The 13,038-nt window shown below is 71.2% G+C and carries 12 protein-coding genes; 4 read left to right on the plus strand and 8 right to left on the minus strand.

Features of this window, described 5'->3' with window-relative positions; translation table 11 throughout:
* Position 1 precedes the first annotated feature (1 nt).
* The 8 genes from BLW84_RS00685 to BLW84_RS00720 all read right to left on the minus strand — a co-directional run bounded on the left by BLW84_RS00685 (position 2) and on the right by BLW84_RS00720 (position 8,174).
* Positions 2-526, minus strand: a complete 525-nt coding sequence (locus BLW84_RS00685) for a DUF4333 domain-containing protein (protein ID WP_245760847.1) — start codon at positions 524-526, stop codon at positions 2-4.
* Positions 527-691: 165 nt separating this feature from the next.
* The gene (locus BLW84_RS00690; protein ID WP_093260089.1) at positions 692-3,469 is read right to left on the minus strand and encodes a DEAD/DEAH box helicase; all 2,778 of its coding nucleotides are present in this window, start codon (positions 3,467-3,469) and stop codon (positions 692-694) included.
* A gap of 280 nt (positions 3,470-3,749) precedes the next feature.
* The gene (locus tag BLW84_RS00695) at positions 3,750-4,631 is read right to left on the minus strand and encodes a diacylglycerol/lipid kinase family protein (protein ID WP_093260091.1); all 882 of its coding nucleotides are present in this window, start codon (positions 4,629-4,631) and stop codon (positions 3,750-3,752) included.
* Between the two features lie 43 nt (positions 4,632-4,674).
* Complete coding sequence (gene tatC, locus BLW84_RS00700) at positions 4,675-5,631, minus strand: twin-arginine translocase subunit TatC (RefSeq protein WP_245760848.1); 957 nt, start codon at positions 5,629-5,631, stop codon at positions 4,675-4,677.
* Positions 5,632-5,651: 20 nt separating this feature from the next.
* Positions 5,652-5,924: a Sec-independent protein translocase subunit TatA gene (gene tatA / locus BLW84_RS00705; protein WP_093260093.1), complete on the minus strand. Its 273-nt coding sequence runs from the start codon at positions 5,922-5,924 to the stop codon at positions 5,652-5,654.
* 78 nt (positions 5,925-6,002) lie between these two features.
* On the minus strand, positions 6,003-6,203 hold the full coding sequence (locus BLW84_RS00710; protein ID WP_093260095.1) for a bacteriophage holin: 201 nt from the start codon (positions 6,201-6,203) through the stop codon (positions 6,003-6,005).
* A 19-nt stretch (positions 6,204-6,222) separates the two neighbouring features.
* The gene (locus BLW84_RS00715; protein WP_093260097.1) at positions 6,223-7,194 is read right to left on the minus strand and encodes a helix-turn-helix transcriptional regulator; all 972 of its coding nucleotides are present in this window, start codon (positions 7,192-7,194) and stop codon (positions 6,223-6,225) included.
* Complete coding sequence (locus BLW84_RS00720) at positions 7,191-8,174, minus strand: helix-turn-helix transcriptional regulator (protein ID WP_093260099.1); 984 nt, start codon at positions 8,172-8,174, stop codon at positions 7,191-7,193. Before BLW84_RS00720 ends, BLW84_RS00715 begins: the two co-directional genes overlap by 4 nt.
* A 145-nt stretch (positions 8,175-8,319) precedes the next feature.
* Between BLW84_RS00720 and BLW84_RS00725 the strand changes: the two genes are divergently transcribed.
* The 4 genes from BLW84_RS00725 (at position 8,320) to BLW84_RS00740 (ending at position 13,021) form a co-directional block, all read left to right on the plus strand.
* Positions 8,320-9,939: an SMI1/KNR4 family protein gene (locus BLW84_RS00725; RefSeq protein ID WP_143060825.1), complete on the plus strand. Its 1,620-nt coding sequence runs from the start codon at positions 8,320-8,322 to the stop codon at positions 9,937-9,939.
* Positions 9,940-10,026: 87 nt separating this feature from the next.
* Positions 10,027-10,878, plus strand: coding sequence for an SRPBCC family protein (locus BLW84_RS00730; protein ID WP_093260103.1), 852 nt, complete (start codon positions 10,027-10,029; stop codon positions 10,876-10,878).
* Between the two features lie 150 nt (positions 10,879-11,028).
* A complete protein-coding gene (locus tag BLW84_RS00735; protein WP_093260105.1) occupies positions 11,029-12,345 on the plus strand; it encodes a HEAT repeat domain-containing protein in 1,317 nt (438 codons plus the stop codon).
* 28 nt (positions 12,346-12,373) lie between these two features.
* A complete protein-coding gene (locus BLW84_RS00740; protein WP_093260107.1) occupies positions 12,374-13,021 on the plus strand; it encodes a DUF6073 family protein in 648 nt (215 codons plus the stop codon).
* Positions 13,022-13,038 lie beyond the last annotated feature (17 nt).

The following is a 13,038-nucleotide window of genomic DNA, read 5'->3' on the forward strand; positions in this document are numbered from 1 at the left end:
TTCACCTGGGGTGGCCGACCTCGTAGACGCCCTTCACGTTCTTCACCGTCACGGTCACGGTCTTGGGCTGCGAATCGATGGTGACCTTGCAGTCGAAGCGGTGCCCGACGGTCACCTGCTGCCCGGCGGGGCAGCTGACCTGGCCGACCCCGGTCAGGCTGTAGGAACTCCGCAGCGTCTGCGAAACGCCCTTCTCGACGCTGGCCGAGTCGAAGACCGGCTTCACGAACCAGCCCGGCGTGATGAACCCGAGAACCAGCACCACGAGGGCGAGGATCACCACGATGATGCCGGCGGACACCCACGGCAGCGCCGAGCGCTTCTTCTTCGGCTTCTTCGGCCCGAACTCGTCGAACTGGCCGAAGCCGCCCTGCTGCTGGAACTGGGCGCCACCGGGCGGGTACTGCTGACCGTAGCCGTATTGCTGCTGCTGCGGCGGCGCTTGGGGCGGCGGCTGCGGTGGTTGCGGCGGCTGCTGCGGCGCGAAACCACCCGGCTGCGGATAGCCCGGCGCCGCCGGCTGCATCCCAGGGCCCTGGGGTTGCTGCCCCCACTGGGGATAGCCCCCCGGCGGACCGTAAGGGGACGACATCTTTACCTCCGGACGATTCTTCACCTGACCGACGTTCCCGACGCCAGGAAATCCAACCACAACCGATCGGCCGCCCGAATCGGCCGGGCGGCCGCCGCGTCACACCCCGCCGGCGGCGACCACACCGCGCCGAATCGCGGTGACCGCCTTCGCCGCCGCCGAACCCACCGGGTCCGCCACGCCGACGACCTCGCGGACCTGGTCGAGCAGGTCGATGACCTGGCGGCACCAGCGCACGAAGTCGCCGGCCGACAGCTCGTGCCCGCTGGACTCGGCGGCGGTGAGCACCTTCTCCAGCGACTCGCCGCGCGCCCAGCGGAACACCGGCCAGGCGAAACCGGCGTCCGGCTCGCGCGTGCGGTCCAGCTTGTGCCGCCGCTCGTCGTCCTCCAGCTCCGCCCACAGCCGCCAGGTGGCGGCCAGCGCGTCGCTGATCGGGCCGGACGGCACCTGCGGCGCCAGCCCCTCCCGCCGCGACTCGTAGACCAGCGACGACACCACGGCCGCCAGATCGGCCGGGCCCAGCCCGCGCCACGTCCCGACCCGCAGGCACTCGGCGGCCAGCAGGTCCGACTCGCTGTAGAGCCGGGACAGCCGCCGCCCGTGCTGGGTGACCTGGCCCTCCGACGAGCCCGCCTCCGGCAGGTAGTCGCGTTCGGTCAGCAGCGCGACGATCCGGTCGAAGGACCGGGCCAGCGAGTGCGTGGTCGCGGCGACCTTGCGCCGCAGGTTCTCGTTCTCGCCGCGCAGCCGCTCGTAGCGCTCGGCCCACCGGGCGTGGCTCTCGCGCTCGTCGCAGCCGTGGCACGGGTGCGCCTTCAGCGCCCGCCGCAGCGTCGCCAGCTCCGCGTCGTCGGTCGCGTCCGAACGCCGCCTGCCGCGGCCGCCGGAAGCCTCGATGCCGGTGTTGCGCAGCGACGACGCCAGATCCCGGCGCGACCTCGGCGAGCGGGTGTCGACGTGCTTCGGCAGCTTCATCTTGCCCAGCGGCTCCACCGGCGAGGTGAAGTCGGCGACCGACAGCCGCCCCGACCAGCGGTCCTCGGTGACCACCAGCGGTCGCGGCTCGCCCATCGGCTCCAGGCCCGGGTCGATCACCACCGCCAGCCCCGAGCGCCGCCCGGCGGGCACCGAGATGACGTCGCCCTTGCGCAGCTTCTCCAGCGACTTGGCCGCCTCCGCGCGCCGCGACTGCCGGTTCTGCCTGGCCAGGTTCTTCTCCCGCTCGGAGATGCGGCGGCGCAGGTCGAAGTACTCCGCGAAGTCGCCCAGGTGGCAGTGCATCGACTCGGCGTAGCCGGTGAGCGCCTCGCTGTTGCGGTCCACGCGCCGCGACAGCCCGACCACCGACCGGTCGGCCTGGAACTGCGCGAACGACTGCTCCAGCAGTTCCCGCGCGGCGTCCTGGCCGACGCGCTGCACGAGGTTGACCGCCATGTTGTAGCCGGGCCGGAACGACGAGCGCAGCGGGTACGTGCGGGTGGAGGCCAGCCCGGCGACCTGCTTCGGGTCGACGCCCGGCTGCCAGACGACCACCGCGTGGCCCTCGATGTCGATGCCGCGCCGCCCGGCCCGGCCGGTGAGCTGCGTGTACTCGCCGGGGCTGAGGTCCACGTGCGATTCGCCGTTGAACTTGACCAGCCGCTCCAGCACCACCGTGCGGGCGGGCATGTTGATGCCCAGCGCCAGCGTCTCGGTGGCGAACACGGCCTTGACCAGGCCGCGGACGAACAGCTCCTCGACGGTCTCCTTGAACGCCGGCAGCAGCCCCGCGTGGTGCGCGGCCAGCCCGCGCTCCAGCGCCTCCCGCCACTCCCAGAAGCCCAGCACCGCCAGGTCGCTCTCCGGCAGGTTGGCGGTGTGCTCGTCGATCACCTCGCGGATCTCGTCGATCTCCGCTTCGGTGGTCAGCCGCAGGCCCGATCGCATGCACTGGGCGACGGCCTGGTCGCAGCCGTTGCGGCTGAAGATGAACACGATCGCCGGCAGCAGCCCCGCCGCGTCCAGGCTGGTCAGCATCTCCACCCGCGACGGCGGGGAGAAGCGTGGCGGGCGCGGGCCCTTGCGCTTGGCGTTCGGGCCGCCGCGCCGGCCGCCATAGGGCAGGTGCACGCGGGCGAGCTGCTGGGTGTGCCGCAGCAGGTTGGGGTTGATCTGCAGTTCCCGGTCCGCGGTCTCGCCGCCGAAGAGGTCGAACATCCGGGAGCCGACCTGCATGTGCTGCCACAGCGGCACCGGCCGGTGCTCGTCGACGACCACCGTCGTGTCGCCGCGCACCTCCTGCAGCCACTCGCCGAACTCCTCGGCGTTGCTCACCGTCGCCGACAGGCTCGCGACCTGCACGTACTCCGGCAGGTGCAGGATCACTTCCTCCCACACCGCGCCGCGGAAGCGGTCGGCGAGGTAGTGCACCTCGTCCATCACGACGTAACCGAGCTGGTCGAGGCTGCGGGAACCCGCGTAGAGCATGTTGCGCAGCACCTCGGTGGTCATCACGACCACCTGGGCTTCGCCGTTGATCGAGGTGTCGCCGGTCAGCAGCCCGACCGCGTCGCTACCGTGCCGCTCGCACAGGTCGGCGTACTTCTGGTTGGACAGCGCCTTGATCGGCGTGGTGTAGAAGCACTTCCGGCCCTCCTTGAGCGCGAGGTGCACGGCGAACTCGCCGACCACGGTCTTGCCGGCGCCGGTGGGCGCGCACACCAGGACACCGCGCCCGGCCTCCAGGGCCTGGCAGGCGGTGCGCTGGAACGGGTCGAGTTCGAAGGACATCCCCCCGGCGAACTCCGCTAGCGCGGGATGCGCGCTGCGGCGGGTGTGCGCCTTGAAGGCGTCGGCCGGGGACAGCTTGGTGGGGTTGGAACGGCTGGCAGCCACACCCCAAGGTTTTCACATCCCCCCGACCGCCGTCGCGATTGGCTGATTCTCTCTGTTTCCGGGCTCGTTTTGCGTGGCGGTGCGGGTAGCGGCCCCCCTGCGGGAGTTGCTGTCGCCTTCTCGCTGTGGGATCCCCGACATCATGAATGCCAATTCACCACGTCGGGGCTGTCCTCGCGAGAAAACCCCTGAGAACCCGCGGCGGTGCGAGTTGCATAGGTGGGCTAAGCGGCTGCGCCGCTTCAAAAACAAAACGAAACCGGCCTTTGGGACGACCGGCTCACGAACCCACCACGGTGAGCGCGCCGGGGACGCAGCGCATGCTCAGCGGCAGGCGGGCCTGCGGTTCTCCGTCGGCGTAGGCCATCCAGCCGTTCTCGCCGCCCAGCCGCACGCGCTGCGCCCGCAGCGTGAGCACCGCCGGGTGCTCGACGTGCCGCCCGGTCCGCAGCGACGGCAGGATCCGCACTAGGTCGCGCCGGGTGACCTCGCCGACCACCGTCAGGTCGAGGAGCCCGTCGGCCGCGTCGGCGTCCGGGCAGACCGGGATGCCGCCGCCGTAGCAGGCGGTGTTGCCGACCGCGACGAGCGTGGCGATCAGCTCCGTCGTGCCCGCGTCGGTCTCCACTCGCAGCGGCATCGGCCGCAGGCCCAGCAGCTCGCGCACCACCGCCAGGTCGTACCGGCGCTGTCCGCGCGGCCAGCGCATCCGGTTCGCCCGCGCGTTGACCCGCGAGTCGAATCCGGCGCACAGCACCGTCGCGAACCAGCCGCCGCCCGCGACCTTGCCCAGATCGATGCGGCGCCGCTCGCCGGCGCGCAACGCCTCCGCCACCGCCCGCGCCGCCGCGACCGGGTCGCGCGGCACACCGAGCCCGCGGGCCAGGTCGTTGCCGGTACCCGCCGGGATCAGGGCCAACGCCGTCGCCGACTCCGCGCACGCCTGCACCGCCAGGTGCGCGACCCCGTCGCCGCCCACCACCGCGAGCACATCGGCGCCGTCGGCCACCGCCCGCTTCGCGGCGTCGGCGGTGCCGCGGGCATCGGCGGCGAGCACGGTCTTCACGTCACAGACGCCGCGAAGGTGGCCGACGAGTTCGCCGACCACCTTCGCGGAGAGTCCACCACCGGCAGCAGGGTTGATCACCAGGACACAGCGCACGAGGGAGCATCCTCGTGCACCGAGCCCCGGTTGGCCAGCAAGATCAGGTCACGTCGTCGTGCTGCTTCGGGCTCTGCGACGGCGTGGTGTCCAGATCAGAGGCCCGGAAGTCGACCTTCGAAGCCTCGTCCGGGCTCAGGCCCTCCAGCCCTTGGCCCTCGAGCTTCTTGGCCCGGCGCTTGTCGTTGAACTTGCAGATCGTCATCGCGACGGCGAATAGCACGCACAGCGCGGCGGCCAACGCCAGCATCGAGAACGGGTCCTGCCCCGGCGTGGCGATCGCGGCGAACACGAACAGCGCGAAGACCAGGCCGCGCCACCAGCTCTTCAGCTTGGCGTAGCTGACGATCCCGGCCAGGTTGAGCATCACCAGGACCAGCGGCAGCTCGAAGCTCACGCCGAAGATCACCAGCAGGAGCAGCATGAAGCTGATGTACTTGCCACCGGTGAGCGCCGTGAAGAACGCGTCCCCGCCGAACCCGGACATGAACCCCAGCGCGGTCGGCAAGATGTAGTAGGCGAGCACCGCGCCCGCGACGAACAGCACGGTCGCGCAGGCGACGAACAGCCGGGCGAACCTGCGCTCCTTGGCGTACAGCCCGGGCGTGATGAACGCCCACAGCTGGTAGAGCCACACCGGGCTGAACAGCACCGCACCCACCGACACGCCGACCTTCAGGGTCAGCATGAAGATCTCGAACGGCTCGGTCTGCAGCAGCTGACACGTCCCGTTCGGGCTGAGCCGTTGGGTGACGGGCAGCTGGCAGTACGGCTCCAGCAGGACATCGCTGAGCGTGGGCAGCCCGTAAATCGAGTTGGAGAACCACCAGATCCCGAAGATCGCGCCGACCGTCACCGCCACCACGGCCACGCCCAACCGGTACCGCAGCTCGTAGAGGTGATCGACGAGCGTCATGGTGCCGTCGGGGTTGTGCCTGCGTCCCCACCGACGGCGACCTTTGCGGAACGGGTTCAGGCGCCCCAGTGCACTGGCACCCACCTTGTTGTTCCCGTCCTCAGTCAGTTCTTGGAGTCGTTGCGCTGCTTCTCGTCGACCGTGGACGTGACCGGGGGCGCGCTCGACTCACCGGAGGTCAGCTCCGGCTTCTGCTCCCGCTCGGCCTTCTCCTTCTTGGCCGCTTCCTCGTCCTGCTTCATGCCACGCGCCTCAGCCTTGAAAACACGCGCCGACTGGCCGAGCGAACGGGCCATCTGCGGGAGCTTGGTGGCACCGAAGAGCAGCACCAAGACCAAGACGATGAGGATCAGTTCCCAGCCACCTGGCAAACCCATTCGTGTCCAACCTTTCGTGATGTCCCTGCAGGCGCAATGGTACGCAAGACGGGAGTCGACAAATAGGGCCGTTGCGCGTCACCGGTTGCGACGTTGGGCGAACGCCACCTTCAAACCGGCCACGCGAGCCTTCACCAGGCCGCTGCGGTCGTCGAGGTCGTGGAACACCTGCCGCTGCACGACTTTGAACCTGCGCAGCTCCCGGAACAACCGGACCAGCAGCAGCGCGAGCAGGACCAGGCCCACAACCAGCAGGACGAGACTCCACACGTACGGCACGTCGGTAACGGTATCCCGCTCAGGTGGACGGAAGGTGACGCGCCCGCGTCAACGCGTCTTCTGCACGTTGACGCACGTCACACGCCAGCTCGTCGGGGCTGAGCACCCGAGCCTGGCCGCCCAGTCCCAGCAGCAGCCGGGTCATCCAGGACCGGTCCGAGTAGCGCATCCGGACCCGGGCCCGGCCCTGCGGCAGCTCGACGAGCTCGTCGACCGGGTAGTACTCGGCCACCCAGCGCGCGTCGGGCTCCAGCTCCACCTCGGCGACGAGCTGGTCCGGCGCCGGCCGGAACAGCCCTTCCGAGACGTCGGTCGGCTCGGCCTCCGACGGCGGCTGCGCGGCCTCGGCCAGCACCGCGACGTCGTCGATGCGGTCCAGCCGGAACATCCGCACCCCGGTCGCGCTGCGGCACCAGGCCTCCAGGTAGCTGCGCCCGTCGATGAGCAGCAGCCGCATCGGGTCGACGGTCCGCTCGCTGATCTCGTCGCGGGAGGCCGTGTAGTAGCGGATCCGAAGCGCCCGGCGGCGCGTCGTCGCGTCCTGCACCGCCGACCGCACGCCCGGCCGCACCGCGCCTTCCCGGCCCTCCAGCCCGACCACCACGCCGGCCGGGCGCGCCTGCCCGACCGCGTTCTCCACCTTCGCCAGGGCGCGCTGCACCGCGTCGGTGTCCGCGATGCCCGGGGTGTCGGCCAGCGCCCGCAGCGCCACCAGCAGCGCCGTCGCCTCGGACGCGGTGAGCCGCAGCGGCCGCCGCATGCCCGCGTCGTAGGTGACGGTGATCGAGTCGCTCTCGAAGGACAGGTCGATCAGGTCGCCGGGCCCGTAGCCGGGCAGGCCGCACATCCAGAGCAGCTCCAGGTCCTTGCGGAGCTGCTGCTCGGTGACGCCGAAGTCGGCGGCGGCGTCGGCGATCGGGATGCCCGGCCGGCTCAGCAGGTACGGCACCAGCGCCAGCAGCCTGGGCAGCCGTTGGGTCGCGCTCGTCATCGGTTCTCCCCCACCTGGTCGACGACGTCCAGGTGGATCTCGTGCACCGTCTTGCGCAGCGTGTCCGGCTCCAGCACCACGACGTCCGGCCCGTACCCGGCGAGCCAGCTCGCCGCCGACTCCGGGTAGTTCAGGTCGATCTCCAGCACGTCGCCCTCGTCACCGCCGAGCTCCATCCGGTCCACGACGGTCGCCCGGCGCCGCAGCCCCTGCGCGCGGCCGGCCGCGGCCCACACCCGGGCCAGCGTGGCCGGCGGCGGCTCGCGGTGCTCGCCCGCGACGAGCCGCAGCAGGTCGGTGTCCGGCGGGCGCTGCACCTGCCCGGTGGGGCCCACCGCCTTGGCCTGCCCCTGGATCCGGGACAGCCGGAAGCAGCGCGGCGCCTGCCGGTCGCGGTCGTGCCCGACCAGGTACCAGCGGCCGCGCCAGGACACCACGCCCCACGGCTCGACGGTGCGGCGGTGCACGTCGGGGCTGCTCGGGCGCCGGTAGTCGAACTCCACCACCCGGCCCGCCTGCACCGCGGCCAGCAACGGCGCGAACGCCGGATCGCTGGTGCGCACCTTCGGCTCGACCGCCGCCGAGGAGCGCTCGTCGACGTCGACCCCGGCGGCGCGCAGCTTCAGCAGCGCGCCCCGGGCCGCCGAGGTGAACTCCGGGGAGTCCCACAGCCGCACCGCGAGGGCGACCGCAGCGGCCTCGTCGGGCTCCAGATCGATGTCACCGAGTTCGTAGTCGCGGCGGGCGATCCGGTAGCCGTCGGCGGCGTCGAAAGCTGAGTTGCGCCCGGTCTCCAGTGGAATGCCCAGGTCGCGCAGCTCGGCCTTGTCGCGTTCGAAGGTCCGGAAGAAGGCCTCGTCGGTGGGCGCGCCGGCATAACCCGGCACGATCGCCCGGATCCGCTCAGCGGTGAGGTACTGGCGCGTCGACAGCAGGCACAGCACCAGGTTCACCAAGCGTTCAGCACGCACAGTGGCCACTTCGAAAGCCTAGCCCCGCTGTATTCGATCATGTGTTTGGGTCCGGTGCGCGATGCATCCAGCGGTGCAGACGGGACCGATGTGGCGGCGGTGCGGTAAGAAGACTTGCCCCCGCACGCACCCCGACCGGAAGGCGGAGCCGTCCTTGCCGACCGAGCACGATGCCGAGACGCTCGCGGCGCTGCGCGCGATCGCCGAACAGATCGCCGCCGCCGCGCCCAAGGGCTGGCGGCACGCGGTGCTGCGCGGATTCGCCACGGGCGGGAGCGGTTCCGGTCATCACGGGTTCTGGTACGAGCCGGAGCCGTCCGGCGACACCGGCGAGCTCGACCTGCACGAGGCGTTGTGCCGGGTGCACGAGCTGGAGCGGGCCGGCGAGCGGCTGACCATCGAGCTGGTGGTCCGCCCGAACGGCAGGTTCGAGGCGCTCACCAGCGAATCGCTGCGGCGCCCGCCCCGGTCCGACCGCACGGGCTTCACCTACCTGCTGCACCCCGGCGAACTGCCCGCCGAGCCCGCCGACTTCCAGCCGGGGCCCGCGGACCCGACGCAGGCCGGCGACCCGCTGCGGGCGCTGGAGCTGCTGGACGGCTACCTCGCGCGGCGCGCCGAGATTCTCGACCGCACCGAGCGGCTGCCGCAACCGCTGGGCGCCGACGAGCGGGAGTTCCTCGAAGACCGGCTGCCGGTGCCGCTGCCCGCGGATCTCCGGGCGCTGTACGGCCGGATCAACGGCGATCGCCGTGCCGGCCTGCTGCACGGGCACGAATGGCTGGGGCTGAACAAGGTCGTCGCGTTGAGCGACCCGGCGGACCGCTGGTGGGCGGCGCGCGACTGGGAGCGGCTGCTGTTCCGGGAGCTCCGCTACGACTCCCGGCCGGCCGGCGCGGTGCGCCGGGCGGTGGACCGCCCCGGCTGGCTCCCGTTCGCGCACGACACCGGCGGCGCGTTCCTGGCGGTGGACATGGATCCCGGCCCCAACGGCCGGCCGGGGCAGGTGATCCGCGTCGGCATGCGCCACGACGACGGTCCGGTCTACGTCGCCGACTCCGTGACCAGCCTGCTCCAGCGCCACGTCGACGCGCTGGCGGACTACTCCTACCAGTACCGCGGCGGCGAGCTGCGGTTGTTCATGGCGGAGCAGCCGGAGCCCGCCGAAGGCCGCGAGCTGCGGGTGGAGGGCGAGCTGCGCGACATTCCCCCGGAGGTCCAGCGGCTCGTCGTCGCCAACGCCGACCGGGTCGACCTGGCGCCGCTGCGCGGTGTCCCGTCGCTGCTCGAAGTGGAACTGATCGACTGCCCGGGCGCCGACCTCTCCGCACTGCGGGCCACCCCGGTCGAGGTGCTGACCGCCGAGCTCGACAGCATCGATCTCGCGCCGCTGGCCGGTCACCCGACGCTGCGCGTGCTCCGGCTGACCACCGGCCGGCCGGTCGACCTGAGCCCGCTGCGCGACTGCCCACGGCTGTACGGGCTGGACCTGGCGCGGGCCGAGATCGGCGACGTGGCCGTGCTGACCGAACTGGACGGCGTGCGCCACCTCAGGCTCAACGAGCGCCAGTGGGACATCCTGCGGGAGGCTGCGTCCCACCCGGCGGGCCTGGCCGCCGCGGAGCTGAGCGGTTCGCCGGCGCTGCGCCACGCGGCCGCGTGGGCCGAAACCCTCGTCGACGAACCGGATCTCCGCTACACCCGAAGCCGGTACGAGCCCGCTGGCCCGCGCGCCTCGCTGTGGCGGCGGCTGCGGCGACTGCGGCGGTCCTGACGGTGATTCCGCCTTGACCAGATCACTATAGTATTCGTCAGCAACTTGGAGCGATCGCGTCCCCGCCGAGCGACCGGGAGGCCGGGCATGGGAACCGACGACCGAGCCGCCGTGCCGCAGGGCGGGGTCACCAGCGGGCACGTCGAAGTGCGGGTGCACTGCGCCGCGCCGCTGCCCCGGGTGTGGGCGGCGATCACCGAACCCGCGCACGTCGAGCAGTGGTTCGGCCACCTCGCCGGGCCGTTGCGCGTCGGCGCGGAGAACCGCGTCGACTTCGGCGACGGGGACTTCTTCGTGCTGGTACCGCGGCGGATCGAGCCACCGGAGCTGGACTTCGAGTGGAGCTTCCTGGGCGTCGCCCGCCAAGAGCTGATCACCTGGCGGCTGGCACCGACCGCGGACGGCGTGTCGGTGACCGTCCGCGACCACGACGACCGCCGGTCCCCGGCCGAGGCCGCCGAAATGCTGGAGGGGTGGACGGACTTCCTGTCCCGCCTGGAAAGGCACCTGCGCACCGGCAAGAACACCCGCTACGGATGGCGCGACGACATCGACGGTTCGGTGGAGCTGCCGGCGGGCGGTTTCCACCCGCTGCGCGAGTCCGAGCTGTACGAGTGGTTGCCGATCGCCAGCGACGGTTTCGAACCGAGCTGGTTCTTCGTGCTCGACGAGGAGGGCCCGCGCCGGTTCCGGATCCGCGACTGGGCGCTGACGCCGGACCGGCTGCTGACCTTCGCCGTGGAGATCCCGGACGCGCGGCACAGTCCGATGTGCACCGTGCGGGTGCGCGAAATGGACGGCGGGATCAGGAAACTGGGCTTCGCCCACACCGGCTGGACCCGGCTGGGCTGGTCCGCGCAGCGCGCGCAATCGGTGCGCCGCCGGTTCGCCGCCACCTGGATCGCCGCCCTGGAGTCCGCCCGCACCCGCGCCGGGTGAGTCGTGAGCGTTTTGGATCGCCATAGCGATCCAAAACGCTCACGAGCTTTTCCACCACGCCAGTCGGCAACTTGGGAGAAGCCCGTTGGGCCCGGTCGTCAATACCTTCGGAAGGGTCGAAACAGCCCGACGCCGAAAGGAATCAGTGCAATGGCGATCGATTTGTGCAACAAATCGCCCGGCGCACTCGCCGAGCGCCACCCGGGCAGCTGGGACGCCGCCGTCCCGGATCCGAAGGCGCTGGAGGACCTGGCGACCGAGCAGAAGGACGCGCTGAACTTCGCGTACCGCACCACGCTCAGCAACGTCGACCCGCGGTTCGTCGCCGGCGACCCGGCGGCGTGGGCCAGCGACTTCGGCTACGCCCTCGACCGCGTCGCCATCCGGCTGGACAACCGCAGCAACGAACAGCTGCGGGAGCAGGCGTTCCAGCACCCCGACCCGGCGATGCGCGAGCAGGCCCTGTTCGAGTACGCCGACCGCGACCACGAGGACGCGGTGGCGCTGCTGGCCGAAGCGGCCCGCACCGACCGCGACCGCCAGGTGCGGTGGGATGCGCTGTGGGCCATCGAGAAGCTCGGCGGGCCCACCGCGATCGCGGCGCTCGGCGAGTTCCTGACCGACGACGACCCGGAGATCGCCGAGTGGGCGAAGCTGTTCATCAGCGAGCTGCAGACCGGCGACCCGGCGTTCGACGGGCGCGCCGGGCTGTACACACCGGACCGCACCTTCGACGAGACGATCTTCCTGCTGATCCACTGCGACCTGTACGTGCGTCTGGACCCGTCCAACACGCACTGGGGCAAGATCTCCTTGGCACCGCAGGGACTCGCGCGCATCTACGGCCAGGCGCACGCTTGCCCGAACGTGGCCACCAGGGAGAAGCAGCTGGTGATCGCCAAGACCATCGACGGGCTGCACCAGGACGGCTCGCCGCACTGCGACAACTACCTGTTCCGCGGGTTCACCGACCGCACCCGCCGCGACCGGGGGAACTTCTTCTTCGAGTCGCTGGTGCCCCGGACGTTCTTCAAGTCCGGGCAGGCCGATGACCCGAGCCAGGGCGTGCGGCAGGCCAACATCGGCTTCGCCCGCTACGGCACCTGGCACCTGGAGCCGCGGTTCCAGGTGCGGCAGGAGGCCGCGATCCGCTACGTGCGCGGCCGGTTCCAGGGCTGGGGCTACGTGGACCTGAGCCGGATCGCGGGCAAGTCGCTGGAAGAGGTGCTGGTACCCGGCAACGGCGTGCTGTCCACATTGCACGATCCCGAGGTCGGGCCGATGACCAACGCCTTCATCCTCGGCACGTTCAAGGGCAAGCTCAACGACTGGGACGGCGACGGCGTGATCGACCTCAACTCGCGCGACGTCTACTCCACTGTGGACGGCGAAATCGACATGGACCAGGACGGCGTCGCCGACCGGCCCGGCCTGACCTGTTGCGACCACACCGCCCTGATGCCCTGAACCACCCGACGCCGAAGGGACGACCACCATGTCCACACCGACGCAGAAGCCGTCCGTGGTCTACGGCCGCCCGGTCACCACGGACGGCGTGCCCAACCGCTACTCCGGTACCGAGGTGCAGCCGTGGACGACGCCGGAACCCGGCATCGACAACCTCGGCATCTCCTCGATCGACACCTTCGCGGTGCCGGGCGTGGGCGAGTACACCGTGCCGTTCGACGGCTACGTGCGCGTGGTGCGCTCGGAGCCGACCGCGACCGAGTGGGCCGACGCCGAGGTCTACACGAACCTGATCGAGATGCGGATGACCGGCGAGTCCGAGGAGCTGGGCCGGATCACCGTGACCCTCAACCCGGAATGCCTGTCCGCGGGCCAGATCCGGACCCCGTTCGACCCGTACGCGGGCGAGGGGCCGGCGGCGAAGGCCTGCCGGATGGCGGTCGGCGCGATCTTCGACATGCCGAAGCTGGGCCTGCAGCTGATCAACAAGGAACCGATCATCCTGACCATCGACGACGTCCGGCAGATCCCGCCGGCCGGTTCGCCGGGGAAGGGGCAGATCTACCGGATGCTGCCGCTGCACGACATCCGGCGTCCGGATGCCGAACCGGTCGCCTACGTGACGAGCCTGCGCTTCACGATGGGCGGTTACCTCCCCGAAGAACAGATCGCGTGATTGGCGAAACCAGCTGG

The organism is Saccharopolyspora shandongensis (assembly GCF_900106995.1).
Lineage (GTDB): Bacteria > Actinomycetota > Actinomycetes > Mycobacteriales > Pseudonocardiaceae > Saccharopolyspora > Saccharopolyspora shandongensis.

Excerpts from the sequence above, each read along its gene's own strand:
- BLW84_RS00685 (WP_245760847.1), bottom strand. The coding sequence starts at position 526 with ATGCAGCCGGCGGCGCCGGGCTATCCGCAGCCGGGTGGTTTCGCGCCG.
- tatA (WP_093260093.1), bottom strand. The coding sequence starts at position 5,924 with ATGGGTTTGCCAGGTGGCTGGGAACTGATCCTCATCGTCTTGGTCTTG.
- BLW84_RS00715 (WP_093260097.1), bottom strand. The coding sequence starts at position 7,194 with ATGACGAGCGCGACCCAACGGCTGCCCAGGCTGCTGGCGCTGGTGCCG.
- BLW84_RS00730 (WP_093260103.1), top strand. The coding sequence starts at position 10,027 with ATGGGAACCGACGACCGAGCCGCCGTGCCGCAGGGCGGGGTCACCAGC.
- BLW84_RS00735 (WP_093260105.1), top strand. The coding sequence starts at position 11,029 with ATGGCGATCGATTTGTGCAACAAATCGCCCGGCGCACTCGCCGAGCGC.
- BLW84_RS00740 (WP_093260107.1), top strand. The coding sequence starts at position 12,374 with ATGTCCACACCGACGCAGAAGCCGTCCGTGGTCTACGGCCGCCCGGTC.